Raw genomic sequence first — 26,177 nt, forward strand, 5'->3', positions numbered from 1 at the left:
GATATACATCCTACGTTCGCCGGGTTAACCTCCGCGAAACATCTCGCCTTCAACGTCCCCGCAGGTCGAGCGGGTCGGACCCCTTGGCGAGCGCATCCAGGCGCCTCCTGACGGCGCGATCGTCCCCATCGCTCTCGTGACCTCCCGCCCTCGTGGCGGCATGCGTTCCGGAAGAGGAGTAACGGTGATCAACGACGGCTACACACGACGCGGCGTGCTGGCGACCGGATTAGGCGCCGCCGCCCTGCTCACTACTGGGCTCACCACCGGCGTCCCCGCACGGGCCGGCACGCGCGGCAACCCGCTCAGACTCTGGTACACCCGCCCGGCCGCGGCCTGGCTGGAGGCGCTGCCGGTGGGCTGCGGGCGGCTCGGCGCCATGGTCTTCGGCGGCGTGGGCAGCGAGCGGCTGCAGCTCAACGAGGACAGCATCTGGGCCGGCGGTCCGCACGACTACGACAGCCCCGAGGCGCTGGCCGCGCTTCCCGAGATCAGGCGGCTGGTCTGGGAGGACAAATGGCAGGCGGCGCAGAACCTGGCCGACGAGAAGTTCCTCGGCCGGCCCAGTGAGCAGGCGCCGTACCAGGTGCTCGGCGACCTCACGCTGACGTTCCCCGGCTCGGCGGAGTTCACGGAGTACCGCCGCGAGCTGGACCTGACGCGGGCGGTCAGCACCGTGACGTACGTCCGCGACGGCGTCCGCCACACCCGCGAGGTCTTCGCCAGCAACCCCGACCAGGTCATCGTCGTCCGGCACGCGGCCGACAAGCCGGGCGCGGTGACGTTCCAGGCGGCCTTCTCCAGCCCGCAGACCTCGACCGTCGAGGGGGCCGGCCGGGCCACGATCGCCCTCGACGGGACCAGCGGCGACACCCAGGGGCTGAAGGGCGAGGTCCGCTTCCGCGCCCTGGCCAGGGCCGAAGCCAAGGGCGGCACGGTCCGCACCGACGGCGGCACGCTGGTCGTCGAGGGCGCAGACGAGGTCACCCTGCTGATCTCCATGGGCTCCAGCTATCGCAGCTACAAGGACGTCGGCGGCGACCCTGCCGAGGTGGCCGAGCGGCATCTCGTACGGGCGAGCGGGCAGCCGTACGAGGTGCTGCGGAACAGGCACGTACGGGACTACCAGCGGCTCTTCGGCCGCGTCGAGATCGACCTGGGCACCTCGGAGGCGGCCTCGCTGCCGACCGGCGAGCGCATCGCGCGCCGGCAGCTCGACACCGACCCGCAGCTGGCCGCCCTGTACTTCCAGTACGGCCGCTACCTGCTGATCTCCTGCTCCCGCTCGCCCGGCCACGCCGCCAACCTGCAGGGCGTCTGGAACGACTCGCTCACGCCCGCGTGGGAGTCGAAGTACACCATCAACATCAACTGCGAGATGAACTACTGGCCGGCCGGTCCCGCCAACATCATCGAGTGCATGGACCCGCTGTTCGACCTGATCAAGGACCTGTCGGAGACGGGGGCCAGGACCGCGAGGACGCAGTACGGCGCGGGCGGGTGGGTGGCGCACCACAACACCGACGGCTGGCGCGGGACGGCTCCCGTGGACTTCGCCTTCTACGGCGTCTGGCCCACCGGCGGGGCGTGGCTGTGCCTGACGCTGTGGGAGCACTACCTGTACACGGGCGACGAGCGGCGGCTGCGCGAGCACTTCCCGCTGATCAAGGGCTCGGTGCGGTTCTTCCTGGAAACGCTGCAGACCGACCCCAGGACCGGTTACCTGGTCACCAACCCGTCGCACTCTCCCGAGGTCGGCCACCACGAGGACGGGGGCGAGAACGTCAGCATCTGCGCCGGGCCCACCATGGACATGCAGATCCTGCGGGACCTGTTCGGGGCGTTCGCGGACGCGTCGCAGGTGCTCGGGCAGGAGGAGGAGCTGCGGGAGAAGGCCCGTGAGGCCCGTTCCCGGCTCGTGCCCAACCAGGTGGGGCACCTGGGGCAGATTCAGGAGTGGCAGGAGGACTACCGGGGCGACGCGGCGCTGTCCCGCAGCCGTCACATCTCGCACCTGTGGGGCCTGTTCCCGGGCCACCAGATCGACCCGCGCCTGTCGCCGGAGCTGGCGACCGCGGCCCGCCGGACGCTGGAGCTCCGCGGCGAGGCGGGGGCCGGATGGTCGCTGGCCTGGAAGATCAACTTCTGGGCCAGGCTGCTGGACGCCGCCGCGGCCTACAAGCGGCTGGGGAACCTGCTGGTGCCGGCGCGGACGGCGCCCAACATGTTCGACCTGCACCCGCCGTTCCAGATCGACGGCAACTTCGGCGGCACGTCGGGGATCACGGAGATGCTGCTGCAGAGCCACGCCGACCAGGTCCACCTGCTGCCCGCCCTGCCCGCCGCCTGGCCTGCCGGGTCGTTCCGCGGGCTGCGGGCCCGGGGCGGCTTCGAGGTGGACGTGGAGTGGTCCGGAGGGGCCCTGGTACGCGGACGGATCCGCTCGGACCTGGGCCGCAGGCTCACGCTCCGCACCGCGAAACCGGTCACGGTCACCGAGCACGGCCGTCCGATCAAGGCCGAACGCCCGGAGCCGGGCGTCCTGGTCTTCGACACCCGCCGCGGCACGACCTACGACGTCACGCCATCTGCCTGACACGGCGACGCCCGCCCGCCCCTCTTTCCCGGCAAGATCGCGCCATGTATGTTCGATCGAAAGAAAGTTTCATCAAAGGAGGAATGGTGGGCAAGAAGCTTCACATGCTGGCGTTACCTGTCGCGGCCGCCGCGCTGGCCACCCTGATGAGCGCTCCCGCCCAGGCCGCCGACGGCTATGAGCGCTGCCATGACGGCTACTACTGCATGTTCTCCGGTCTCGACGGCACGGGGGACATCATCGAGATCCAGAACGACACCCCGGACCTCGCCGTCCTGGGCATGGCCGACCGCGCCAAGTCCGACTGGAACCGTACGGACTCCTACATCCACCTCTACTCGGAAGCCGGCTACGGCGGTTGCACGGCGGTCACCAGCCCCCGCGACAAGGGCAACTTCTACAGCGCGTTCCGCGACTTCTTCGACTCGGTCCGCATCGGTGGTCCGAACGGCCCGTCCTGTTTCTCCACCTTCAAGAGTTCGCCGGCCGACTCCCACGGCTGATCAAGACCTGAGCGCTTCCAGGAAGGGGGCAGACCGCCGTCCGCGGCCTGCCCCCTCGGCAGCTACGCCGGATCTCGATCGGCTGGTCTTCCTGCGGTGCGGTGGATGACGCTGTTCTGGCCCGTCGCGGCCCGCGCATTGGCGCGATCCGCGTCTATGATGTGGATCACTTTGCTCAATCGGCAATTATTGTCCGGATTCTGTGACATAAGCCCTTGCTGCTGCGGTGTTTTAAGCACCTAAACGAGCCCTGTATCCGCAGGTAGAAGGCGTAATCCAGAGGTCCGGAACGACTCGCTCCGAGCTATTCTGAGTGACCTGACTGTTATGTTGAGTCGTTTCTGACTGTTACATATTTGCAGATATTCTGCGCGTTGATCGCCGTCTCAAACATCAATCGGATTTCGCGATGTGAGACGGCGTCTGCGGGCGCCTCTCGAACCTGAGGGTGCCGTCCGTGATCGGCGCGAACGGAGAGTAATGGGCAAGTACCTGCTTCGCAGGTTGGCAGTAAATGTGATCTTGGTTGCGATCGCGGCCAGTCTCGCGTACATGCTCGCCGCCACCACGATGAGCCCGCGCGGCGCGTACCAGGGTCGCCAACCTCCGATCCCCGAGGCCGTCATCGACGCCACGCTCGACGCCTACAACCTGAACGACAAGACCCCCGTCCTTCAGCGGTACGCGACCTGGGCCTCGGGCGTCGTCACCGGGGACTTCGGCAAGACCTGGAACGGCGGCTCGGTCAACAGCGAGATGGGCCGGCGGATCATGGTCAGCACCCGGCTGCTGCTCATCGGCACGCTGGTGGGCTTCGTCATGGGAGTGGCGCTGGGCGCCTGGTCGGCCGTCAGACAGTACAAGGTCAGCGACAGAGTGATCGGGGTCGGCGCGTTCGTGCTCATGGCGATCCCGGTATTCGTGCTGGCCACGCTGCTCGCCATCGCCACCTACAACCTCAACCGCGGGCTGGGGTTCACGCTGATCGAGTACACCGGCGAGTACAACCCCAAACTGGCGGGCTGGGACCAGTTCCTCAACCGGCTGAACCACCTGATCCTGCCCACCATCACGCTCAGCGTCGGCGTGTCGGGAGCCGCCTTCTACAGCCGCATCCAGCGCAACATGATGCTCGACGTGCTCGGCCAGGACTTCGTCCGAACGGCGATGGCCAAGGGCCTGCGCCGCAGGACCGCGCTCATCAAGCACGCGCTGCGCACCGCGCTGATCCCGTCCGCCACGTATTTCGCCTTCGCCCTCGGGACGATGTTCACCGGCGCCATCTTCACCGAGAAGATCTTCGCCTGGCACGGCATGGGTGCCTGGTTGATCGACGCGATCAACCAGAACGACGTCAACTCCGTCGCCGCGGTGACCTTCTTCGCCGCCATCTGCGTCCTGGCCGCGGGATTCCTGTCGGACCTGTTGGTGGCGGCCCTCGATCCTCGGGTGCGGGTGGGCTGACATGCGTTCGAAACTTGTCCTCAGGCGCCTGTTCCGCAACAAGCAGGCCCGCTACGGCACCATCGCCCTGGTCCTGCTGGTGGCCCTGGCGTACGTCGGCCCCTACTTCGCCGCGTACGACTGGACCGACAAGGACTTCCTGGCCTTCCTGTCGCCCCCCGACGCCGACCACTGGTGGGGCACCACCTCGATCGGCCAGGACATGTTCGCGGTCACGCTCCGCGGCATGCAAAAGTCGATCATCATCGGCCTGCTGGTGGCGGTCATCGCGACCGGCCTCGCCGCGATCGTGGGCGCGTTCGCCGGATATTTCGGCGGCTGGGTGGACAGGGTCCTCATGTGGGGCGTGGACCTGTTGCTGGTCCTCCCCAGTTTCCTCATCATCGCGATCGTCTCGCCGAGGCTGAGAGACGGGTCCTGGCTCTGGTTCGTGGCGCTGCTCGCCGCCTTCACCTGGATGATCACCTCCAGAGTGGTCCGCAGCATGACGCTCTCGCTCCGCGAGCGGGAGTACGTCCAGGCCGCCGTCTACATGGGCATCCCGCGCTGGAAGATCATCTTCCGGCACATCGTCCCCAACCTGTCCTCCCTGCTGATCATCGATGCCACGCTCAACGTCAGTGGCGCGATCATCGGCGAGGCGGCGCTGTCCTTCTTCGGCTTCGGCATCCAGCCGCCCGACGTCTCGCTCGGCACGCTGATCGCGGAGGGCTCGCGCAACGCCACGGGCTACCCATGGCTGTTCGTCTTCCCGGCCGGCCTGCTGGTGGCCCTGGTGCTCGCCGTGAACCTGATCGGCGACGGCCTGCGTGACGCACTCGACCCGGGGAGCAACTCGTGAGCATCTTGGAGGTCAGCGACCTCACCGTCACCTTCCCCGGCGGCATCCAGGCCGTACGCGGCGTCAGCTACGAGGTCGAGCGCGGCGAGGTGCTCGGCATCGTCGGCGAGTCCGGCTCCGGCAAGTCCGTGACCTCGCTGGCCATCATGGGTCTGCTGCCCACGGACGCCGTGATCAGCGGCTCGGCCAGGCTGCACGGCCGCGAGCTGATCGGCATGGACGAGGACGAGCTGATCAAGGTACGCGGCAAGGCGATCAGCATGATCTTCCAGGATCCGCTGTCGGCCTTCACGCCCGTCTACACCATCGGCGACCAGGTCGCCGAGGCCGTGCGCGTCCACCAGAAGATGGCCAAGGACAAGGCCGCCAAGCGGGCCGTGGAGCTGCTCGACCTGGTCGGCATCCCGAACCCGCACCTTCGGGCCAAGGCGTTCCCGCACGAGTTCTCCGGCGGCATGCGCCAGCGCGCAATGATCGCCATGGCCATCGCCAACGACCCCGACCTGCTGATCTGCGACGAGCCGACGACCGCGCTCGACGTGACCATCCAGGCGCAGGTGCTGGAGGTGCTCAAGACCGCACAGCGGGAGACGGGCGCCGGGATCGTGATGATCACCCATGACCTGGGCGTCATCGCCGGCATGGCCGACCGGGTGGTCGTCATGTACGCGGGCCGGCCAGTCGAGCAGGGGCCGGTGGACGACATCTACTACCGGCCGCGGATGCCGTACACGATGGGGCTGCTCGCCTCGATCCCCAGGGTCGACGGCGAGGAGGGGCCGCTGGTGCCCATCGAGGGCAACCCGCCCTCGCCGTCGGCGCTGCCGCCCGGCTGCCCGTTCGCGCCGCGCTGCCCGATGAAGGTGGACATGTGCGACGACGAGGAGCCGCCGCTGACGCCGTTCGCCGGCGGGCGGCACGTCGCCTGCATCCGCTCGCACGAGATCGAGCACAAGGGCCTGACCGGGGCCGACGTGTTCCCCATCCCGGTCATCCCGCCGAGCGACGTCGTCCGCGTGCCGCGCGCCGAGCGCCCCACGGTGCTGGAGCTCGACGGCATGATCAGGCACTACCCGCTGATGAAGGGCGCGGTGTTCAAGCGCCGCGTCGGCACGGTGTACGCGGTCGACGGCATCAGCCTCGACGTCGCGCAGGGCGAGACGCTGGCCCTGGTCGGCGAGTCCGGTTGTGGCAAGACCACCACGCTGCAGCAGATCATGCAGCTCACGCCGCCGCAGGGCGGGCGGGTCGTCGTGCTCGGCAAGGACAGCGCCAAGCTCGACAAGGGGGCGCGCACGGAGCTCCGGCGCGACCTGCAGATCGTCTTCCAGGATCCGATGGCCGCACTCGACCCGCGCATGCCGGTCGGCGACATCATCGCCGAGCCGCTGCGCGCGCACGGCAGGAAGGACGTGCGGGCCAGGGTCGCCGAGCTGCTCGAGCTGGTCGGGCTGGCGCCCGAGCACGCCGAGCGCTACCCGCGGCAGTTCTCCGGCGGCCAGCGCCAGCGCATCGGCATCGCCCGCGCGCTCGCGCTCGAGCCGAAGCTGCTCGTCCTGGACGAGCCGGTGTCCGCACTCGACGTCTCCATCCAGGCGGGCGTGATCAACCTGCTGGAGGAGCTGAAGAACAGGCTGGGGCTGTCGTACCTGTTCGTGGCCCACGACCTGGGCGTGGTCAGGCACCTGGCCGACCGGGTGGCCGTGATGTACCTCGGCAGGATCGCCGAGATCGGCACGGTCGAGAACGTCTACGACCGTCCAGCCCATCCCTACACGCAGGCGTTGTTGTCGGCGATCCCGCTGCCGGACCCGGAGATGGAGCGAACCCGGAAGCGGATCCTGCTCGAAGGCGACCTGCCCAGTCCGGCCGACCCGCCATCGGGATGCCGGTTCCGCACCCGCTGCCCCAAATTCGCCCTGCTCAGCGAGGCGGAGCGGCGGCGGTGTGTGGACGAAGAGCCCCCGGTTGCTCGGCTCGCGAACGCCGTTGACCACGGCGCCGCCTGCCACTACGCGGAGGAGATCGAGGTCATCACGGCCTCGGACGATCAGGAGGAAAAGTGAAGGTTCGTTACCGGGCAGCCGCGGGACTCGCGGTCCTGGCCATGGCCGTCGCGGCCTGCGGCGGGGGCGGCAGCGAGGCCAAGAAGCCGAGCGCCGAGAAGTCCCAGCAGGCGCAGCAGCAGATGGCGGAGACCCCGGCCATCAACATCAACCCGGTCGCCTATGACCAGGTGAAGGACGGCGGCACGCTGACCCTCGCGGTCGGCCAGTGGCCGAGCCAGTGGAACGGCAACCACGTCGACGGCAACCAGGCCGACACCGCGGACATGCTCGACGTGATCATGCCGCAGCTGATGGTCGCCGACGAAGGGGCCAACTTCACTGCGAACCCGGATTACCTGACTGACGTGAAGAACGACTTGTCGTCGGGCAAGCATGTCGTCACCTACACGCTCAACGACAAGGCCACGTGGTCGGATGGCACGCCGATGACGTGGAAGGACCTCGAGGCCGCGTGGAAGGCCAACAGGGGCGAGAACAAGAAGTTCAAGCCGGCCTCCACGGATGGCTGGGACCGGATCGAGTCGGTCACCAAGGGCGACACGGACAAGGTTGCCGTCATCACGTACTCCAAGCCGTACCCGGAGTGGATGGGCCAGTTCTCCCGGTCCCCGCACCTCATGCCCGCCAAGCACATGGAGACGCCCGAGGCTTACGACAAGGACTACCTGCAGAAGATCCCGGCCACCGCCGGGCCCTTCAAGGTCGAGAAGCTCGACGAGGGCACCAAGACGCTCACGCTCGTGCGTGACGACAAGTGGTGGGGCAAGAAGGCCAAGCTCGACAAGGTCATCTTCCGTGCGATCGAGTCGCCCGCCGCGCAGGTGAACGCCTTCGCCAACGGCGAGATCGACGCCGTGGAGATCCCCTCGGGCGCTCCGGCCGAGCTGAAGCGGGCCAAGGAAGTCCCCGACGTGGACATCCGCAAGGCGCTCAGCCCGAACTGGCGGCACTTCACGGTCAACAACCAGAGCGAGCTCCTGAAGGACAAGTCGGTCCGGCAGGCCGTTCTGTACGCGATCAACCGTGACGTGATCACGCAGTCCGACCTGAAGGACATGGACTGGCCGATCCAGACGCTCGGCAACCACGTCTTCATGAACAACCACAAGGGCTACGTCGACAACTCCGGCGACCTCGGCAAGTACAACCTGGAGAAGGCCAAGCAGCTCCTGGACGCGGCCGGCTGGAAGCAGGAGGGCGAATACCGCAAGAAGGACGGCAAGGAGTTCGCCCTGAGCTTCGTCATCCCCACCGGCACGCCGGTGTCGCAGACGGAGGGCGAGCTCACCCAGGCCATGCTCAAGGAGGCCGGGATCAAGGTCACGATCCGCCCCGTCCCTCTTGACAAGTTCTTCAACGACTACATCATCAAGGGCGACTTCGACCTGGTGCCGTTCTCCTGGATCGGCACGCCGCTGCCGATCGGCAGCCTGGCGCAGATCTACAAGACCGGCTCCGAGAGCAACTTCCCGAAGGCCAGCGACCCGGCCGTCGACGCGGCCATCGAGGCCGCGGTGAGCGAGATGGACCCGGCCAAGGCCATCGAGAAGGCCAACGCCGCGGACAAGCTGATCTGGGACATGGTGCACACGATCCCGCTGTACCAGCGTCCCGACATCCAGGCGACCAAGAAGACGCTCGCCAACTGGGGCTCCAGGGGCTACAAGTCCTTCGATTACTCGATCATCGGTTTCACCGGCTGATCTCCGCGCATGACGAACCCCGGCCGGTCTCCGGCCGGGGTTCTCCCTTATCTGCCGGCCGCGAACTCCCGCAGCGTCACCGGCGGGCGGCCGCCGATGTCCTTGATGCTCTCGGTGACCCCGTAGAGCGGGTGGTGGCCCGACCCGATGAAGCGGAAGATCCCCCACAGGTGCGTGAGGTGCTCGACCGCGTACGGGTCCTGGTAGATGTCCATCGCGCGTGCCTCCCACTCCTCGGGCGGCACGTCCACGTACGGGATGCCGAACGCCTCGGCCACCTCGCCGATGGTCGCCATCTGGCCGTTCACCAGACACACCGGGTCGGCGGGGCCGGAGTCGAGCAGCAGCCCGGCCCCGACTCTGGCCACGTCGGCGGCGGCCACGAGCGGGATCAGCGTGTCCTTTCCCCCGAGCGGGAGCGCCAGCTCGCGGTTGCCGGACGCGGCCGCCACCACGGCCAGGTTCTCGAAGAACACCCCGGCGCGCAGGTGTACCGCGCCCACGCCGGCCCAGTCGAAGACCTGCTCCGACAGCCAGTGGCGGCGCATGCGCGGGGTGCCGGCCATGGGGGAGGCGTCCAGCTGCGACACCTCGACGACCCGCTCCACCCCCTCCTCCCTGGCCGCCGCCGCGAACGCCGCGGTGGCGTCGAGCAGCCCGGCTGTCACCGGGTAGGTGAAGTACGCCCTCCGGACACCGCGCATGGCGGGGCGCACCGTGGTGATCTCGCGCAGGTCGCCGACCACCACCTCGGCGCCGATCTTGCGCAGCTCCTCGGCCCGGTGGTCGTCGGAGCGCACGAAGGCGCGCACCCGCTCGCCCCGCTCCAGCAGCAGGTCCACCACCTGCCGCCCGGTCGCTCCCTGCGGCCCGCCGGCCGCCCCCGTGACAAGGATCACGATTCTGCCCTTCCTGGGAGAGTGAGTGTGAAGAGGCCGAGCCGCTCCAGATCCCGCAGGAACGGCGCGGCGGGGAACGCCTCTGCGGGTCCGTAGACGCCGGGGTCTTCCGGGCCCTGCCCGCCGGCCAGCCGGACCGCGGCCTCCACCGACGCCAGGGCGCTCAGGCGCCACAGGTCGTGCCCGCTCACCTGCCCGGCGCTGCCGCCGTCCTTGGTGATCACCTGTGCGGCGACGGTGAAGTCAGAGCCCGCCCTGGTCGCGGCGTCGACGTGCTCGCTGGTGAACGCCTGCTCCTCCTCGAAGGTGTGCGCGGTGAGCTGCGCCTCCACCCGGCGCGCCGATACGTGCCTGGGCACGGTGACGACCTCCGACGACGGGATGGGAGCGATCATCGTGCGGGGGCCGAGCGGCGGCGGGAACGGGAAGACGGCGTTGCGCGGCTCCACGTAGCCGACGTGCTGGGCACCGTCCTCGTAGGTGATCCGCTGGGTGTCGGCGAACAGCAGCTCCGCCGTCGCCTTGGCCCCCGTCGTCAGCCGCCAGCCGGTCACGGCGTAGGCGGTGGTCACCCGCTCGATCCCGGTCAGGCCCGCGGCCACGGCGCCGGCCAGCAGATCGCCCATCCCGCCGTAGAAGCTCATCGCCGTGACCATGGTGACGCCCGCCTGCCTGGCGGGCTCCTGCATGGTGTCGAACAGCCACTTGGTGTGGTGCTGCTCGAGCGCGTGGTCGACGTAGTGGCAGCCGCCCTCGACGGCGGCCCTGGCCACGGGCCCGCCCGTGTGCGTGAAGGGGCCAGCGCAGTGGATCAGCACGCTCGCCTGCTCGGCGAGGGCACGTAACGCGGCGGGGTCGTCCAGCGCGGCCTGGTGGACGCGTACCCCTGGCTCGCCCCCGCCGAGCTCGTTGGCCAGGGCTTTGAGCGCCACGCCGTCCCGTCCGGCCAGGATCACGTCCAGGCCGCGGGCGCGGAGCTCGGCCGACACCAGGCGCCCGGTGTGGCCGGTGGCGCCATAAACGACGATGTGCCGTGAGGACACGGCTCACCTCCATGATTCATACTGTCGGTACGTAACTAGCTTTGAAGTTACGTACCGCGAGTATGCAAGTCAATGGGGAGCACGATGATCCGCCGTACCCAGGTAGAGCGCTCGGACGAGACGACGACGGCGCTGGTACGTGCCGCGCGGGAGCTGTTCGGCGGCAACGGCTACGCGGCCACCTCGATCGACGCGGTCGCCGCGGCGGCGGGAGTGACCAAGGGGGCCGCCTACCACCACTTCGGCGGCAAGGCGCCGCTGTTCCGGGCCGCGTTCGACGGCGAGCTGGCGAAGGTCACCGCCGAGCTGGAGCGCGTCGCCGCCGAGGAGGCCGACCCGTGGGCGGCGCTGCGCCGCGGCGCCCGCACGTTCCTCGAGCACTGCCTCGACCCCGGGTTCCGGCAGATCGTGCTGCTGGACGCGCCCGCGGTGCTGGGCTGGGAGACGGTCCGCGCGGTCGAGCAAGGCCACCTGCTGTGCATGCTGCTCGCCGGCTTCCGGCTGGCCGCCGAGGGGGACGAGGAGGAGGCGGCCGTGCCCGCCCGCGCGCAGCTCGTCTTCGGCGCGCTGTGCGAGGGCGGCATGCTGCTGGCCCGCTCCCCGGACCCGGCGGCCGACCTGCCACGCCTGGCCGCCGAGGCCGACCGCCTGCTGGAGGTGCTCCGCTCGTGATCACGGGCCGGCCGCGAACCGAGGGGCCACCTGCTGGAGGTGCTCCGCTCGTGATCAGGGGCTGGCCGGGAACCGGGCGGGTGCCGCCTCCATGGCCGAGGCCGTCGTCGTCGGGGTGATCTTGCCGACGCCCGCGCCCGCGCGGACCGCCGACGGGACGCCCTGCGGCGGATCGACCGTGTAGCTGTAGTAGGTGCTCGGCTCGACGACGGAGCCGGCGGTCTCCGGCGCGCCGGAGTTCACGAAGATGTTGTTGCGCTGCACGGCCCGGCCCGGGCCGCTGTCGGCGTATCCGCTGGCCGAGTAGAGCGGGTGCGGCACGTTCTCGAAGTGGTTGCCCTCGACGACGGCGCCGGCGTTCTCCGTGGAGGCCACGCCGTACAGGTCGTTGCCCAGGAAGTAGTTGTTGTAGATGTGCACCGGCTCGGCGAACCTGATGCGCGGGTGGCGCTGGCGGCTGTGGTCGAAGAAGTTGTGGTGGATCGTCACCTTGAGGTGGCCGACGTCCGTGCCGGCGGCGCCGTCGGAGTGGCTGATCAGCATGGACTTGTCGGAGTGGTCGAAGTGGTTCCACGAGACGGTGACGTAGTCGGCGCCCCGCACGATGTCCACCGAGCCGTCCACCGCGCCGGAGAACGTGTTGTGGTCGATCCAGATGTGGTGGGAGTTCTGGCCGATGTTGACGGCGTCGTCCTCGGCGTCGGTGAAGCGGAGGTTGCGCACGATCACGTTGTACGACCGGTAGAAGTCCAGGCCGCCACCGGTGATATGCCCCGACGTGCCCACGCCGACGATGGTCTTGTTGGGCCGCACCCCTTGCTTGCTGGTGATCGAAATCGTCCCCGCCACCTGGATGACCAGGGGTTCGAGGCTGTCGATGTACTCCAGGAACTGATCGGCGCCGGTCGCGGTGACCGTACGCCCGCCGGCGCCTCCGGTGGTGCCGTTCTGGCCGAGGGCGTTGACGGCCGCGAACCCGGTCGGGCCGTCGGCCGCCACCGCCGCTGTGGTCACGGCGGCCCCGAATGCTGGGCCGCCCCCGATCGAGGGAATGGCGAGTGCGGCCACCGCGACGAGGACGGCCGTCCACCGCGGGGTGCGTAATGACAAAAAGGGCATGGTGTTCTCCGCTTGCCGGTGCCTCCGGAAGAATGGTCGGAAAGCGCTTTCCATTGCTTATTATCGGCGCGACCTCACAAGCGGTAAAGCGGCGGTGAAAGTTTCATCCCGGGATAGAGTGTGGAGCTGACAATGATCTCGACAGTTCGGTCAAGGAGCCCGCCATGCGCGTGCGAACCACACCGTCCCTGATCATGATCCTCTTAGCCGCCGTGGGGCTCGTGGTCACGGGCCCCACCGCCGCCCAGGCGATCGGTGGCTTCGACTACTCCCGGGCGCAGGTGTCCACCACCGGCCTCCAGGTGCCGTGGGGCCTGGCGTTCCTGCCGGACGGCAGCGCGCTGGTCTCCGAGCGGAACACCGCCCGGATCCTTCAGGTGCGTCCGGGCCAGACCCCTGTCCAGGTGGCCACCGTCAACGGGGTCGCCGCCTCCGGCGAGGGCGGGCTGCTCGGCATCGCCGTGTCCCCGGCGTTCGCCCAGGACGAGTGGGTCTACGCCTACTTCAGCACCGGCAACGACAACCGCCTGGTGCGGTTCCGGCTGAGCGCGCCACAGACCCAGAACGTCCTCTTCTCCGGCGTCCCGCGGGCCTCCAACCACAACGGCGGCCGCATCGCCTTCGGCCCCGACGGCCTGCTCTACGTGGCGACCGGTGACGCCGCCAACACCGCCAACGCACAGAACCTGAACACCCCCGCGGGCAAGATCCTCCGCATGACGCCCGACGGCGGCGTCCCGCCGGGCAACCCCTTCAGCGGTTCCCGGGTCTACAGCTACGGCCACCGCAACGTGCAGGGGCTGGCCTGGGACTCCCAAGGCAGGCTGTACGCCACCGAGTTCGGCCAGAACACCAGGGACGAGGTCAACCAGATCGTCGCGGGCGGCAACTACGGCTGGCCCACCTGCGAGGGCGTCTGCGGCAACCCGTCCTTCCGCGACCCGATCGTCACGTGGTCGACGGCCCAGGCGTCGCCGAGCGGGCTCGCGTACGCCAACGACACCCTGTTCGCCGCAGCCCTGCGCGGGACGCGGCTGTGGACCGTGCCCCTGACCGGCAACGGCGGGGCCGGGACCCCGGTCGCCGAGTTGCAGGGCGCCTACGGGCGGCTGCGCGCGGTCGCGGTGGGGCCGGACGGCTGGCTCTGGGTGGCGACCAGCAACCGTGACGGCCGCGGCACGCCGGTGGCCCAGGACGACCGCATCATCCGCATCCCGCCCACCGGCACGCCCTGAGGCAGCCGGCGCGTCCTGCGGCTCTCGCCCACCGGCGGCGGCGCGCCTCGCGGTCGCCGCCGCCGGTGAACTCACCTCAGCGGTCCACGTGGAGCCGTCCGAACTCCACCTGCGGCGCGCCGCCCGCGAAGTTGCCGTCCACCTCGGCCCGCTCCGCCGCGTTCGGGTTCGGGTTGGTGCAGCTCACGCCCGCGCTCGACCCCGACATCAGGTCGGAGCAGCGGCCGGTGCGCCGGTCGGGCAGGCCCAGGATGTGGCCGATCTCGTGGGTGGCGATGCGCACCCGGTCGTAGCCCTGGGACGTGGCCTGCCTGCCCATCCAGATCGTCCCGCGGCCCAGGCTGGTGGGCAGGGCGCGCGGCCAGCCGTTGTCGGCGTACACGACGAAGTGGGCGGGTGTTCCCTGGACGAGCCGGACGTTGGCGACACTGGAGTTCCAGATCTGGGCCGCCTGGTTCACGGCGGTCGTGAACTCGGCGGCCCGGCTTGCGTCGTACCTGAGCACCGTGACCATGGAAGCGGCCTGGGCGGGGGCGGTGACCAGGAGTAAGGCGAGGCCGAGGATGAGGGACAGCACGAGACGAAGGGGTCGTGACATGGGGGGGTCCTCCGACGGTGGGGGTCGGCTGTCACGGTATGCGCGACCCCCGCCACGGGGACGTGTCAGATTGCCCCTATCACAGTGATATGGCCCCTCTCATCGCCCTACCTCAGCAGATGCTCTGGCTGCTGTTGACCAGGGTGTTGTTTCTGAACGTGGTGTTGATCCCGCACGGGCTCTCCCTGATGGCGGAGTCGGTCACGCGGAGGTTCTGGATGGTGATGTCGGAGGTGTTGGGGAACTCCGAGCGGGCGGCGATGCGGATGTCGCCGGGGCCGGTGACGCTGCCGCTCTGGGCGGCGATGTTCACGTTGTAGCAGTTCTCGATCAGGATGGCGTTGTTGCCGGTCTGCGCGATGTCCACTCGGTCGATGACCGCGCCGCCGCTCTCCGACACGCAGAAGACGCCCCGCCCGCCGCCGCGGGCGATGACCTGGCCGACGCGGATGTTCGTCGGGTAGCCGCTGCCGATCCGGCCGTTCCTGTTCGCCATGCGGAAGGCCGCGTAGCCGGTCCCGGTGCCCGCGCCCTGCGCGTCCACCGTGTTCACGGTGGCGTTGATGGTGTCGTTCAGCAGCAGTCCTGAGTGGCCGGTGTTGCGGGCCGTGACGGTGCCGATCGTGAGGCCGTCGAGGCCGTACGTCTCCACGCCGTGGGTGCTGGTGCCGGAGACGTAGACGTTGTCGATCCTGACGTTCCTGGTGCGTACGCTGCGGTCGCCGTGGTTGTCGATGCGGATGCCCAGGCCGCGGGACAGGCGCATGTCGATCTGGCCAAGGGTGATGTTGACGCCGTTGCGCACGAAGATGCCGTACAACGGGGCACCGGTGACGGTCAGGTGCTGGACCTCGACGTCCGTCACGCCCCTGGCGTACACGACCGCCTGGTCGCCCGAGCCGGAGCCGGTCACGTTGACGGTGCCGCAGACGTCCAGCACCGTGTAGCTCGGCAGGGACAGCCGTGACCCGGCGCTGATCGAGCCCGAGCCCCGTACGACGACCCGCTGCTTTGAGGTGCGTCCGGCGGTGAGGCTGTTCACCGCGCTCTGCATGGCCGACAGCATGCTCGTCCCGGTGTAGACGGTCCTGCTGCCGTTGCGGGCGGTCCACGTGCTGCCGCTGAGCACCGCCTCCGCGTTGGCGGTGCCGTCGCCGCAGGCCAGTGCCGACTTCGTGGCGGCCGTCGCCGTCTGGGCACCGCTGCGGGCCGAGGCGCCGGCCGGTGCGGACATCGCGGTGGTCGTGAGGGCCAGCGCGGCCAGTCCGGCCGCCAGGCCGATCCCGCGCCTGCCGATGGGCGTTCCCTTGCTGGTTCCCATACGTCGCTCCTGTGGTGGGGTCGACCACCTGGTGCTCTGCATCAGACCCGAACGCCATCCGAAGTGATGAATCGATTCATTCGCAGTAAAGCTATTTACCTGCAGAAATAAGCACGCACAAGATGGCGAATCGGTTAAAAATGCAGGAAACGGTGGCTGATTTCGGGGCGAGTATTGCAACGTTCAAATCAGCCCGTCAAACATCCATGAAACTTACATGCGGCGCTCGGCGTCCAGGATCGAGAGCCTTCCCGCGGCGAGCTAACTCTCTTGCTTTCCGCTTCTCCCGGGAGAAACCGTCGGTGCCTGCGGGCACACTCACGGCATGCCCGATGAGCCCCTCGAACTCGGCGAGATCGCCCTTTCTGACTGGCACGCCCACACCGACAAGATGGCCGAGGTCGGATTCCTGACCATCGCCAGACGACTGCCCTCCCTCATAGGCCAGGCGATGCGCATGGCCTGGGGAGCCAGCCCGCGCGACACCATGGCCACGATCTCGCTCAACCTGCTCGGCGGGGTGTTCACGGCCTTCGGGCTGCTGGCCACCACCGGCGTGCTCACCGCGCTGTTCAGCGACGGCCCGACCCCCGACCGGGTGATGGCGGCGCTGCCCAGCCTGGCCCTGGTCGGCGCGGCCGCGGTGGTGCGCACGATCATGCAGTCGGGCGCCGGCTGGGCCGAGTCGCGGCTCACCCCCCAGATCGCGCGCCTGACCGAGGAGCGGCTCTACGGCCTGACCAGCCGGGTGGAGCTCGTCTCCTACGACGACCCCGAGTTCCACGACGCTCTGGAACGCGCCAGGGGCCGCGGCGTGGTCACGGCCGACTGGGTCGTGTCCGCGGCCGTCGACGTGGTCACGGCCGCCGTCGGCATCGTCGCGGCGGCCGGCGTGCTGGGCGTCCTGCACCCGGTGCTGCTCCCGCTGCTCCTGCTGGCGGTGCTCCCCGACGCCTGGGCGGCGGTCCGCAACGCGCGCATGCGCTATTCGACGATGTACGGCCTCATCCCGGCACGCCGCCGCAAGTGGATCATCGGCGAGCTGCTGGCCGACCGCGAGCCCGCGGCCGAGGTCCGCTCGTTCACGATGCGCGGCTTCCTGCTGCGCATGTACGACGCGGTGGCCAAGGCCGAGCAGGACGTCCTGCTCAAGCTGGCCAGGCGGCAGACGTTCGCCGGGCTCGTCGGCCAGGCCCTCGGCGGCCTCGGCACCGCCCTGGTCTACGTGGCCCTCGGCGTCCTGCTGGCGCTGGGCGCGATCCCGCTGGCCGTGGCGGGCACCGCCGTCCTGGCGATCAGATCGGGGCAGGGCTCACTGAGCAGCCTGATGTACGCCACCAACCGCCTCTACGAGCAGGGCCTCTACTTCACCGACTTCCTGGAGTTCTGCGCCGACGCCGAGCGCCGCCTGATCGCTCCCCGCCCGGCCGCCGTTCCCGAGCGCTTCCAGCGCATCACCGCCGAGAACCTGTCGTTCACCTACCCGGGCGCCGACGAGCCGGCGCTGCGCGACGTGTCCATCGAGATCAAGCAGGGCGAGGTGATCGCGTTCGTCGGCGAGAACGGCTCCGGCAAGACCACCCTCGCCAAGATCCTCGCAGGCCTCTACGAACCCGACACCGGCGCCGTCCACTGGGACGACACCGACCTGAAACAGATCAACCCGGAAGACCTGCGCCGGCGCACGGCCGTCATCGCCCAGGACCACACCCGCTGGCCGCTCACCGCCCGCTACAACATCACCATGGGCACCGACAAGGGCGATCCCGCCCTCCACTCGGCCGCCGCCGTGGCGGGCGCCGACGAGGTCATCGCCGACCTGCCGCACGGCTACCGCACCCTGCTGGACCGCCGCTTCAAGGACGGCCACGAGCTGTCCGGCGGACAGTGGCAGCGCATCGCCGTGGCCCGCGGCTTCCACCGCGAGGCCGACCTGCTCATCTGCGACGAGCCCACCGCCGCCCTCGACGCCCGCGCCGAACACGCCCTGTTCGAGCGCATCCGCAGCCACTCCGACGGCCGCACGGTCCTGCTGATCACGCACCGGCTGGCCAGCGTCCGCTACGCCGACCGCATCTACGTCCTCGACCACGGCAAGGTCGCCGAGCAGGGCGACCACGAGACGTTGCTGGCGCTCGACGGCCTCTACGCCGACCTGTACACGCTGCAGGCGAGCGCGTACAGATAGCCCCGGTCACTGCCCTGACCTGCAGCGCCGCTGTCGAGCGCCGCGAGAGCCCCGACCGCGTCACGAGATACGGGCCGGCGATCGTGTGCCCCCAGCCAGGCGGGCAGCGCCGCGAGGAGCCACGGCCGGACGGAGGCTGCCTTCACGTAGAGCAGGCCCAGGCCGCCGACCAGGGTGGCTCCCCAGATCAACGCGTTCAGCGTCCACCACAGAATCGCCCGCCGCTCGATCCGGTGTCTGGGCGGGCGCAGAGCGAGCGGCTCCGTTGCGGTCACGTGGGAAACGCTAGAAAGCGGACGCCCGGCCCGGCATCCGTCCAACGGGTCCACCCCGTACGACTTTGGTCTATGACCGGTCGCCGGCCATGTGGCGCGGCGCGCGTCCTCTGTTACGGTCGAGCCGGCCGCCGCAGGGAGGAATCCGGATGCACCCAGAGAAGAGACCCGACGATGACAAGCCGGATATCGGCGACATGATCGGTGAGCTCCTCTCCTACTGGGCCTTCGGCCCGGACGCCCACGCCTCCGGGGAGCACAACCTTCGCTACCACCCCGTCAAGCTGGTCGTCTGGACGCTCGTGGCGATCGCCGTCTCGGCCGTGCTCTCCGCGGTCAGGCTCGCGCTGTTCGGCGAGCCCCGGGTGGGCTGGGCGGTGGCGCTGTTCCCGCTGCTGCTGCCGCTGACCGGCGCCCTGGCGCACAAGCCGCCCCGGTACGTGCCCGCCCTGGCGTGGGGGTTGGCGGCGGGCGCCGTCACCGCCCTGCTGCTGGGGATCGACGTCGGCGCCTCGCTCAGCTCGTTCTGGACCGGGTTCGTGGCGGTCTGCGCCGGGTTCCTGCTGTGCTCGGTGGTGTTCGCCGCGATCACCTGGCCGCGTCCGGAGCCCTCCGAGTAGCCGTCACTTGCCGAACCCGGCGGTCAGGCCGGCCAGGAGCTGGCGGCGGCCCACGACGTACAGGACCAGGATGGGCACCGTGGTGAGGACGACGGAGGCCAGCACCGCCGGCACGTTGACGCTGTACTGGCCCTGGAAGGACCACAGCGCGAGCGGCAGCGTCCGCTGCTCCGGGCTCTGCGTGAGGATCAGCGGCAGCAGGAACCCGTTCCAGATCGACAGCGCGTTGTAGACGACCACCGTCACCACGGCCGGCCTGGTCAACGGCAGCGCCAGGTGCCAGAGCGTGCCGATCTCGCTGGCGCCGTCCAGCCGCATCGACTCGAACAGCTCCTTGGGGACGTCCCGGATGAAGTTCGACAGGACCAGCACCGACAGCGGGATCGCGAACGCGATCGACGGCAGGATCAGCGCCAGCAGCGTGTCGTAGAGGCCGAGCTTGATGATGATCAGGTAGATCGGGATGATCGTGGCCTGGTGCGGGATGGCCAGGCCCATGAGGAGCAGCGAGTTCGTGTAGCGCAGGAACCGCCCCCTGCCGCTGCGGACGATCGCGTACGCCGCCATGAACGACACCGCGACGGCCGGCACGACCGCGCCGACCGTGACGACGACACTGTTGATGAAATATCGGATGAAGTCCGACTCGATGACCAGCTGGTAGTTGGCCAGCGTGGGGGCGGACGGCGGCACGAGAGGGTTCTCGGTGTAGTAGTCGCTCCGCGCTTTGAAGCTGGTGATGACGATCCAGTAGATCGGCACGATCACGATCGCCAGCCAGAGCCAGGAGATCGAGCCGGCCAGCCAGTTGGGGCGGCGGGTCACCTTTTTGGGGCCGGGACCGGCGTGCTCCGCCGCGGCCTGCGAGGAGTCCTTCGTGAGGGTCGTCGCCATGTCAGGCCCCTTCCAGCTGGCTGTGGGTCGCGTCCCGGCCGCCGAGCCGGCGCAGCAGCAGCGCCAGCGCCAGGCCCACCAGGACGAGGATGACGGCGATCGCGCTCGCCGGGCCCATCAGATTGGCCTGGAAACCCCTCTTGTACATCTCCAGCGCGAGCACCCTGGTGGCGTCCCCGGGGCCGCCCGCGGTGAGCACGAAGATCAGGTCGAAGAAGACCAGCGAGCCCACGACCATCAGCGTCGAGGACGTGATGATCGTGTACTTGAGCTGGGGCAGGGTGATGCTGAAGAACATGCGGACCCGGCCGGCGCCGTCGATCTCGGCGGCCTCGTACATCGAGCGCGGGATCTGGCGCACGCCACCCTGGTAGATCAGCGAGTGGAACGGGATGAACTGCCACGAAACCACGAAGATCACGACGCCGAAGGCGAGGACCGGCTCGCCGAGCCAGTCCTGCACGAGGATCGGGATCCCCAGTCCGGCGCCGAGTCCGAAGTTCGGGTCGAGCAGCGCCTTGTAGGTGATCGCGATGGCGGCCGAGCTGAGCAGCAGCGGGATGAAGTAGAACACCGAGAGCACCGCGCGGTAGCGCTGGGAGCCGGCCAGGAACGTGCCGAGCAGGATGCTCGCCGGTGTCTGCACCACCCACGACAGCGCTATGACCAGGAACGTCACCCACAGCGCGTGCGGCAGCCCTGGATCGGTGAGCACGGCGCGCCAGCTGTCGAAGCCGGCCGGCCGGATCTCGCCGAGCCCGTCCCAGGAGGTGAAGCTGAGCGCGAAGACCCCGATGAGCGGGATCACACCGAAGCCGACGAAGAAGAGCAGCGCCGGCACGGCCAGCCAGGCCAGGCCACGTCCCTGGCCGCCGGGCACGGCGGCCGAAGACGCGTTCCCCCCGGCGGAGATCGGGGGGACAGTCACTTGCCTATGACCTCGTTGAGGTTCGTGGCGAACTGCTGCGGCGAGACCGACATCTGGAACAGCTTGGCGATGTTGTCCAGCAGGACCTCGGCCGCGGTCGGGCTGAGCGCCTGGTCCCAGGACTGCTGGAAGGACTTGGCGTTGCTGGCGGTGTCGTAGACGAACTTCTGCCACGGCGCGTCCGCGGTGGAGCCGAACGTCGAGTCGATGCCCTTGACGATCGGCACCTGGGTGATGCCGACCCAGTCCTTGGACTGCGCGTCGGAGTTCATCTCGGTGAGGAAGAACTTCTTGGCGATCTCCTTGGCCTCCGCCGTCGCCTTGGAGGAGATCGACATGTACTGGGCCGGGTTCCCCACGGTGTTGCTGGGGTCGCCCTTGCCGCCTGCCACCGGCGGGAAGTTCATGTAGCCGAGGCTGCCGCCGGTGACGAAGTCGCCGCCCTCCTCCTTCTGGATCCCGTACGACCAGCCGCCGTGCAGCAGCATCGCGGCCTTGCCGGTGTAGAGCAGCGCCTGGTCGGCGTTGGAGTCGGCGGTGATCGAGGAGAAGCCCTTGATGAAGCCGTTCGCCTTGATCAGCTCCTGCACCTTGGTCAGGGCGTCGATGGCGGCCGGGTTGTTCCAGGCGTCCTTCTCCCCGTCGTAGACGGCCTGGAAGATCTCGGGGCCGCCGATGCGGTCGAAGAGGAACTCCAGCCACATCATGTTCGTCCAGCGTGACTGCCCGCCGAGGGAGAACGGCGCGACGCCGGCGGCGTTGAACTTCTTGACCAGGTCCATGATGTCGCCCCACTCCTGCGGGGGCTGCGCGCCGACCTTCTCGAAGAGCTTCTTGTTGTAGTAGAGGACGATCGGCGTCACGGCCTCGACAGGCACCGCGTAGATCTTGCCGTCGACCGTGGCCGCGCCGAAGGAGGACGGGAACAGCCGGTCCTTGTAGGCCGTGTTCTGGTCGAACCACGAGGTGAGATCGTCGACCTGGCCGGCCTGCACGTAGCTGCGCAGGCCGCCGCCGCCCCAGCCCCAGATGACGGTGGGGGCCTCGCCCGCGCCGATCGCCGTCTTGATCTTGGTCTTGAAGGCGTCGTTCTGGAAGGTCGTCGTCGCGAGCTGGGTGGCCGCGTTGGCCTTGTTGAAGCGCTCCACCGCGCGGGTGCGCACGCCTTCGTTCGGCTGTCCGGTGAGGTACCAGTAGGTGGCCTTGCCTGCGCCGCCGCCGCTGGTGCTGCCGGTGCCGCCACCGGCGCCGGTCTGGGTCGGCCCGGAGCTGCCGCAGGCGGCCAGGGCGGCTCCCAGGGGGAGGCCCATGGAGAGGCTGAGGAAGGTGCGGCGAGAGGTTGTCCTGGACTCCACGCTGATCTCCGTACTTGAACGCCGGGGGGGGTTGGCCGCGCGGCTCGTTGATCATCGGTTGCGGTTCGGGGCGGCCGTGGATGAGCACCTGCCGGGGGCCCGCTCGTCCACTCCTCCTTCGAGTGAGCTTGCCGAAACATTTGCGACATGCCGCGTGGCACGCCAATCTAGATTTCGGCTATGTACCTGTCAAGACCGTCATATCAAGGAATCTCCCGCATTGACCAGGGCGTGTGTAGAGTACTCAGGCGCGGCGTTCACCTGGTCATCTGGTGTCGGGGAGATCTCGCTGGCAGATCCCTCGATAGCGTCGAAACATTTCGAAAACATGGTGCTAATCGCCTTGAAGGAGAGCGGCAGATGACGGCTGTAGACCGGACGCCCGCGATGGACGGGATCCTCCGCCCGTGGCAGGACCCCACTCTCCCCGTGGCCGACCGGGTCGACGCCCTCCTTGCGGAGATGACCCTGGAGGAGAAGGCCGGGCAGCTCGGCAGCCGGTGGATCGGCAACGACATGCAGCACGAGCAGGTGGTCGAGGACGACGCGGCGGCGCTGAACGTCGCGCCGATGCAGGACGTGTTCGCGGCGTCGGGGACGGTTCCCTTCGAGGAGGCGATCCGGCACGGCCTCGGCCACATCACCCGCGTGCACGGCAGCGCTCCCGTGACGGCGCAGGAGGGCGCCGCCGAGGTGATCAAACTGCAGCGCGCGGTCGTCGAGCGGTCCAGGCTCGGCATCCCGGCCATCGTCCACGAGGAGTGTCTCACCGGGTTCACCGCCTTTGGGGCGACCGTCTATCCGGCGGCCATCGCGTGGGGGGCGACCTTCGACCCCGGCCTGGTGGAGCGGATGGCGGCCGCGATCGGGCGGGACATGCGGTCCGTGGGCGTCCACCAGGGACTGTCGCCGGTCCTGGACGTGGTGCGCGACTACCGGTGGGGACGGGTCGAGGAGACGATGGGCGAGGACCCGTACCTCGTCTCGATGCTCGGCGCCGCCTACGTGCGCGGGCTGGAGAGCGCGGGGATCATCGCCACGCTCAAGCACTTCGCCGGATACTCGGCCTCGCGGGCGGCCCGCAACCACGGCCCCGTCCCGATGGGGCGGCGCGAGCTGATGGACATGATCCTGCCGCCGTTCGAGACCGCGATCGCGCTGGGCGGGGCGCGGTCGGTGATGAACTCCTACTCAGACGTGGACGGCGTGCCGGCCGGGGCGGACCCGTGGCTGCTGACCGAGGTGCTGCGCGACGACTGGGGCTTCACCGGCACCGTCGTGTCGGACTACTGGGCCGTCCCGTTCCTCGCGACCATGCACAAGGTCGCCGCCGACACGGACGAGGCCGGCGCGCTGGCGCTCGCGGCCGGCATCGACGTCGAACTGCCCGACACCCTCGGCTTCGGCCGGCACCTGGTCGAGCGGGTACGCCGGGGGGAGCTGCCCGAGTCGCTGATCGACCGGGCGGCGCGTCGCCTGCTCACCCAGAAGGTCCAGCTCGGGCTGCTCGACCCGGACTGGACGCCCGAGAAGTCGGTGGCCGGGGCCGCCGCCGTGGACCTCGACTCGCCGGGCAATCGGGCGCTGGCGCGCGAGCTGGCCGAGCGGTCCGTCATCCTGCTGGCCGCCGGCAGCGCGCTGCCGCTGCTCGGCGAGGGACGTACGCCGCCGCGCCGGGTCGCCGTCGTGGGGCCGTGTGCCGACGATCCGCGTACCTTCATGGGCTGCTACGCCTTCCCCAACCACGTGCTGCCCCGCCACCCCGGCCTCGGGCTCGGCGTCGAGGCGCCCAGCCTGCTCGACGCGCTGCGCGCCGAGCTGCCGGACACCGAGCTGGTCCACGAGCGGGGCTGCGACGTGCAGGGAGACGACCGCTCCGGGTTCGCCGCCGCGGCCGAGGCGGCGCGCGCGGCCGACCTGTGCGTGGTCGCCGTGGGGGACCTCGCCGGGCTGTTCGGGCACGGGACCTCGGGAGAGGGCTGCGACGCCGACGACCTGCGGCTGCCCGGCGTGCAGGAGGAGCTGCTGGCCGAGCTCGCCGCGACGGGCACGCCCGTCGTCGTGGTGGTCGTCTCCGGCCGCCCGTACGCGCTGGGCCCGGCGCACGACGCCGCCGCCGCGCTCGTGCAGGCGTTCATGCCCGGCGAGGAGGGCGGCGCGGCCATCGCCGGCGTGCTGTCCGGCCGCGTCCAGCCCACCGGCAAGCTGCCCGTGCAGATCCCGCGCGGGCACGGCGGCCAGCCCGGCACCTACCTGCAGCCGCCGCTGGGGGCCAACAGCCAGGGCATCAGCAACCTCGACCCGACGCCGCTGTTCCCCTTCGGGTACGGCGCCTCCTACACCACCTTCGAGGTCGGTGACCTGCGGATCAACGCCGCCGAGGTGCCCACGGACGGCGAGTTCACCGCGACCGTCCGCGTCCGCAACACCGGCGGCCGGGCCGGTGAGGAGGTCGTCCAGCTCTACCTGCACGACGTCCTCGCCCAGGTCACCCGGCCGGTCAAGCAGCTCACCGGATTCGCACGGGTGCGGCTGGAGCCGGGCGAGGCCAGGGACGTGCGCTTCCGCGTGCACGCCGACCGGACGGCCTTCACCGGACGCGATCTGAGGCGCATCGTGGAGCCCGGGGACATCGAGGTGCTCGCGGGCACGTCGGCGGCGGACCTGCCGTGCCAGGCCATCGTGCGCCTGACGGGTCCCGAGCGCGCCGCCGGCCACGACCGGCGCCTCGTCACACCTGTTGAGGTGCTGGACCAGGAGGGAATCGATGCCGGTCAGTCCTAGACGCGCCACACTGGCCACCGTCGCGGCCTCGGCCGGCGTGTCCGTCGCGACGGTCTCCAAGGTGCTCAACGGCCGCAGCGACGTCGCGCCCGCGACCCGCTCACTGGTGCAGTCGTTACTGCGGCAGCACGAGTACGTCGCGCCGTCGCCGCGCCGGGGCGAGGCCGTCGGGCTCGACACGGTCGAGGTGCAGTTCGACTCGGACATCAACGCGTACTCCACCGAGATCATCCAGGGTGTGGTCACGGCCGGGGGCGAGGTCGGCGTCGGGGTCGTCGTCAGCGTCATGAAGGACGGCGACCGCACCGCCCGATGGGCCCGCGACCTGCTCTCCGCCGGTCGCCGGGCGCTGATCGCGGTGACCAGCGAGCTGAGCGCCGGGCAGCTGGCCGCGCTGTCCCGCGCCCACCTGCCGCTGGTCGTGATCGACCCGCTCAACCTGCCGCGCGCCCGCGTGACCAGCGTCGGGTCGACCAACTTCGCCGGCGGGCTGGCCGCGACCCAGCACCTGCTGTCCCTCGGGCACCGGCGCATCGCCTACGTCGGCGGCCCGGCCACCGCGGCCTGCAACCAGGCGCGGCTGCACGGCTACCGCGCCGCCATGGAGACCGAAGGGGCGGCCGTGCTGCCCGGCTACACCCGCTCCGGGCGTTTCCGCTACCAGGACGGCCTGGAGCACGGCGCCGCCGTGCTCGCCCTGCCGGAGCCGCCGACAGCGATCTTCGTCGGCTGCGACGAGACGGCGCTCGGCGTCATGGAGGCCGCCCGGGCGCGCGGCCTGCGCATCCCCGAGGACCTCAGCATCGTCGGCTTCGACGACACCCAGATCGCCCGCATGGCCTCGCCGCCGCTGACCACCGTCCGCCAGCCGCTGCGCGAGATGGGCGGCGTCGCCCTGCGCACGGCGCTCCGCCTGGCGGCCGGCGAGAAGATTGACTCCCACCACGTCGAGCTGGCCACCGAGCTGGTCGTACGCGGCTCCACCGCGGACGTGACCTGCGCGGAGCATGCCTGAGACCCGGCCGCGCCGGGTAGGACCCCCTTGATCGGGGGTGGGGCGTCATGCGGGG

Annotated in this window: 21 protein-coding genes; 12 read left to right on the top strand and 9 right to left on the bottom strand. The window is 69.7% G+C overall.

The window, feature by feature from the left end; genetic code table 11:
* Positions 1-184: 184 nt before the first annotated feature.
* The 6 genes from EJK15_RS18060 (at position 185) to EJK15_RS18085 (ending at position 9,176) form a co-directional block, all read left to right on the top strand.
* Complete coding sequence (locus tag EJK15_RS18060; RefSeq protein ID WP_206060930.1) at positions 185-2,596, top strand: glycoside hydrolase family 95 protein; 2,412 nt, start codon at positions 185-187, stop codon at positions 2,594-2,596.
* A 104-nt stretch (positions 2,597-2,700) separates the two neighbouring features.
* Complete coding sequence (locus EJK15_RS18065) at positions 2,701-3,099, top strand: peptidase inhibitor family I36 protein (RefSeq protein ID WP_240777037.1); 399 nt, start codon at positions 2,701-2,703, stop codon at positions 3,097-3,099.
* Between the two features lie 480 nt (positions 3,100-3,579).
* Positions 3,580-4,563 (top strand): ABC transporter permease, encoded by a 984-nt coding sequence (locus tag EJK15_RS18070; RefSeq protein WP_138711609.1) that lies wholly within the window; start codon positions 3,580-3,582, stop codon positions 4,561-4,563.
* 1 nt (position 4,564) lies between these two features.
* Complete coding sequence (locus EJK15_RS18075; RefSeq protein ID WP_138711610.1) at positions 4,565-5,404, top strand: ABC transporter permease; 840 nt, start codon at positions 4,565-4,567, stop codon at positions 5,402-5,404.
* Positions 5,401-7,470, top strand: coding sequence for an ABC transporter ATP-binding protein (locus EJK15_RS18080; RefSeq protein WP_138711611.1), 2,070 nt, complete (start codon positions 5,401-5,403; stop codon positions 7,468-7,470). The genes EJK15_RS18075 and EJK15_RS18080 overlap by 4 nt, the downstream gene beginning before the upstream one ends.
* Positions 7,467-9,176 (top strand): ABC transporter family substrate-binding protein, encoded by a 1,710-nt coding sequence (locus EJK15_RS18085; RefSeq protein ID WP_138711612.1) that lies wholly within the window; start codon positions 7,467-7,469, stop codon positions 9,174-9,176. Before EJK15_RS18080 ends, EJK15_RS18085 begins: the two co-directional genes overlap by 4 nt.
* 47 nt (positions 9,177-9,223) lie before the next feature.
* Here the strand turns inward: EJK15_RS18085 and EJK15_RS18090 are convergent, their stop codons facing one another.
* Entirely contained in the window at positions 9,224-10,075 is an 852-nt protein-coding gene (locus tag EJK15_RS18090; RefSeq protein WP_171074384.1) for an NAD(P)H-binding protein, read from the bottom strand.
* The gene (locus EJK15_RS18095) at positions 10,072-11,118 is read right to left on the bottom strand and encodes a saccharopine dehydrogenase NADP-binding domain-containing protein (protein ID WP_206060931.1); all 1,047 of its coding nucleotides are present in this window, start codon (positions 11,116-11,118) and stop codon (positions 10,072-10,074) included. The genes EJK15_RS18090 and EJK15_RS18095 overlap by 4 nt, the downstream gene beginning before the upstream one ends.
* Positions 11,119-11,202: 84 nt before the next feature.
* On the opposite strand from EJK15_RS18095, the gene EJK15_RS18100 reads away from it, so the two are divergent.
* Entirely contained in the window at positions 11,203-11,790 is a 588-nt protein-coding gene (locus EJK15_RS18100; protein WP_171074385.1) for a TetR/AcrR family transcriptional regulator, read from the top strand.
* Between the two features lie 54 nt (positions 11,791-11,844).
* Here the strand turns inward: EJK15_RS18100 and EJK15_RS18105 are convergent, their stop codons facing one another.
* Complete coding sequence (locus tag EJK15_RS18105) at positions 11,845-12,900, bottom strand: pectate lyase family protein (protein WP_206060932.1); 1,056 nt, start codon at positions 12,898-12,900, stop codon at positions 11,845-11,847.
* A 173-nt stretch (positions 12,901-13,073) separates the two neighbouring features.
* Between EJK15_RS18105 and EJK15_RS18110 the strand changes: the two genes are divergently transcribed.
* Positions 13,074-14,144: a PQQ-dependent sugar dehydrogenase gene (locus EJK15_RS18110; RefSeq protein ID WP_138711616.1), complete on the top strand. Its 1,071-nt coding sequence runs from the start codon at positions 13,074-13,076 to the stop codon at positions 14,142-14,144.
* Positions 14,145-14,220: 76 nt separating this feature from the next.
* Here the strand turns inward: EJK15_RS18110 and EJK15_RS18115 are convergent, their stop codons facing one another.
* The gene (locus tag EJK15_RS18115) at positions 14,221-14,742 is read right to left on the bottom strand and encodes a snapalysin family zinc-dependent metalloprotease (protein ID WP_138711617.1); all 522 of its coding nucleotides are present in this window, start codon (positions 14,740-14,742) and stop codon (positions 14,221-14,223) included.
* Positions 14,743-14,854: 112 nt separating this feature from the next.
* The gene (locus tag EJK15_RS18120; protein ID WP_138711618.1) at positions 14,855-16,063 is read right to left on the bottom strand and encodes a right-handed parallel beta-helix repeat-containing protein; all 1,209 of its coding nucleotides are present in this window, start codon (positions 16,061-16,063) and stop codon (positions 14,855-14,857) included.
* Between the two features lie 325 nt (positions 16,064-16,388).
* Between EJK15_RS18120 and EJK15_RS18125 the strand changes: the two genes are divergently transcribed.
* Entirely contained in the window at positions 16,389-18,251 is a 1,863-nt protein-coding gene (locus EJK15_RS18125; RefSeq protein ID WP_138711619.1) for an ABC transporter ATP-binding protein, read from the top strand.
* Here the strand turns inward: EJK15_RS18125 and EJK15_RS70675 are convergent.
* Entirely contained in the window at positions 18,209-18,526 is a 318-nt protein-coding gene (locus EJK15_RS70675; protein ID WP_171074375.1) for a hypothetical protein, read from the bottom strand. The genes EJK15_RS18125 and EJK15_RS70675 overlap by 43 nt on opposite strands.
* A 149-nt stretch (positions 18,527-18,675) precedes the next feature.
* Between EJK15_RS70675 and EJK15_RS18130 the strand changes: the two genes are divergently transcribed.
* The gene (locus EJK15_RS18130; protein WP_138711620.1) at positions 18,676-19,146 is read left to right on the top strand and encodes a hypothetical protein; all 471 of its coding nucleotides are present in this window, start codon (positions 18,676-18,678) and stop codon (positions 19,144-19,146) included.
* A gap of 3 nt (positions 19,147-19,149) precedes the next feature.
* Here the strand turns inward: EJK15_RS18130 and EJK15_RS18135 are convergent, their stop codons facing one another.
* The 3 genes from EJK15_RS18135 to EJK15_RS18145 are packed head-to-tail and all read right to left on the bottom strand — an operon-like array spanning position 19,150 to position 22,323.
* On the bottom strand, positions 19,150-20,040 hold the full coding sequence (locus EJK15_RS18135; protein WP_138711621.1) for a carbohydrate ABC transporter permease: 891 nt from the start codon (positions 20,038-20,040) through the stop codon (positions 19,150-19,152).
* Between the two features lies 1 nt (position 20,041).
* Positions 20,042-20,968, bottom strand: coding sequence for a carbohydrate ABC transporter permease (locus tag EJK15_RS18140; protein ID WP_171074386.1), 927 nt, complete (start codon positions 20,966-20,968; stop codon positions 20,042-20,044).
* Positions 20,965-22,323, bottom strand: a complete 1,359-nt coding sequence (locus EJK15_RS18145; protein ID WP_240777038.1) for an extracellular solute-binding protein — start codon at positions 22,321-22,323, stop codon at positions 20,965-20,967. Before EJK15_RS18145 ends, EJK15_RS18140 begins: the two co-directional genes overlap by 4 nt.
* Before the next feature lie 360 nt (positions 22,324-22,683).
* Between EJK15_RS18145 and EJK15_RS18150 the strand changes: the two genes are divergently transcribed.
* The gene (locus EJK15_RS18150) at positions 22,684-25,107 is read left to right on the top strand and encodes a beta-xylosidase/alpha-l-arabinosidase (RefSeq protein WP_206060933.1); all 2,424 of its coding nucleotides are present in this window, start codon (positions 22,684-22,686) and stop codon (positions 25,105-25,107) included.
* Positions 25,091-26,122, top strand: coding sequence for a LacI family DNA-binding transcriptional regulator (locus EJK15_RS18155; RefSeq protein WP_138711622.1), 1,032 nt, complete (start codon positions 25,091-25,093; stop codon positions 26,120-26,122). The genes EJK15_RS18150 and EJK15_RS18155 overlap by 17 nt, the downstream gene beginning before the upstream one ends.
* Positions 26,123-26,177: the final 55 nt, after the last annotated feature.

The sequence above is a fragment of the Nonomuraea basaltis genome, from assembly GCF_005893125.1.
In the GTDB taxonomy this organism is placed as follows: domain Bacteria; phylum Actinomycetota; class Actinomycetes; order Streptosporangiales; family Streptosporangiaceae; genus Nonomuraea; species Nonomuraea basaltis.

Coding starts and splice junctions, on each gene's coding strand:
- EJK15_RS18065 (WP_240777037.1), top strand. CDS start 2,701: ATGCTGGCGTTACCTGTCGCGGCCGCCGCGCTGGCCACCCTGATGAGC.
- EJK15_RS18070 (WP_138711609.1), top strand. CDS start 3,580: ATGGGCAAGTACCTGCTTCGCAGGTTGGCAGTAAATGTGATCTTGGTT.
- EJK15_RS18075 (WP_138711610.1), top strand. CDS start 4,565: ATGCGTTCGAAACTTGTCCTCAGGCGCCTGTTCCGCAACAAGCAGGCC.
- EJK15_RS18100 (WP_171074385.1), top strand. CDS start 11,203: ATGATCCGCCGTACCCAGGTAGAGCGCTCGGACGAGACGACGACGGCG.
- EJK15_RS18110 (WP_138711616.1), top strand. CDS start 13,074: ATGCGCGTGCGAACCACACCGTCCCTGATCATGATCCTCTTAGCCGCC.
- EJK15_RS18115 (WP_138711617.1), bottom strand. CDS start 14,742: ATGTCACGACCCCTTCGTCTCGTGCTGTCCCTCATCCTCGGCCTCGCC.
- EJK15_RS18120 (WP_138711618.1), bottom strand. CDS start 16,063: ATGGGAACCAGCAAGGGAACGCCCATCGGCAGGCGCGGGATCGGCCTG.
- EJK15_RS18125 (WP_138711619.1), top strand. CDS start 16,389: ATGCCCGATGAGCCCCTCGAACTCGGCGAGATCGCCCTTTCTGACTGG.
- EJK15_RS18130 (WP_138711620.1), top strand. CDS start 18,676: ATGCACCCAGAGAAGAGACCCGACGATGACAAGCCGGATATCGGCGAC.
- EJK15_RS18135 (WP_138711621.1), bottom strand. CDS start 20,040: ATGGCGACGACCCTCACGAAGGACTCCTCGCAGGCCGCGGCGGAGCAC.
- EJK15_RS18150 (WP_206060933.1), top strand. CDS start 22,684: ATGACGGCTGTAGACCGGACGCCCGCGATGGACGGGATCCTCCGCCCG.
- EJK15_RS18155 (WP_138711622.1), top strand. CDS start 25,091: ATGCCGGTCAGTCCTAGACGCGCCACACTGGCCACCGTCGCGGCCTCG.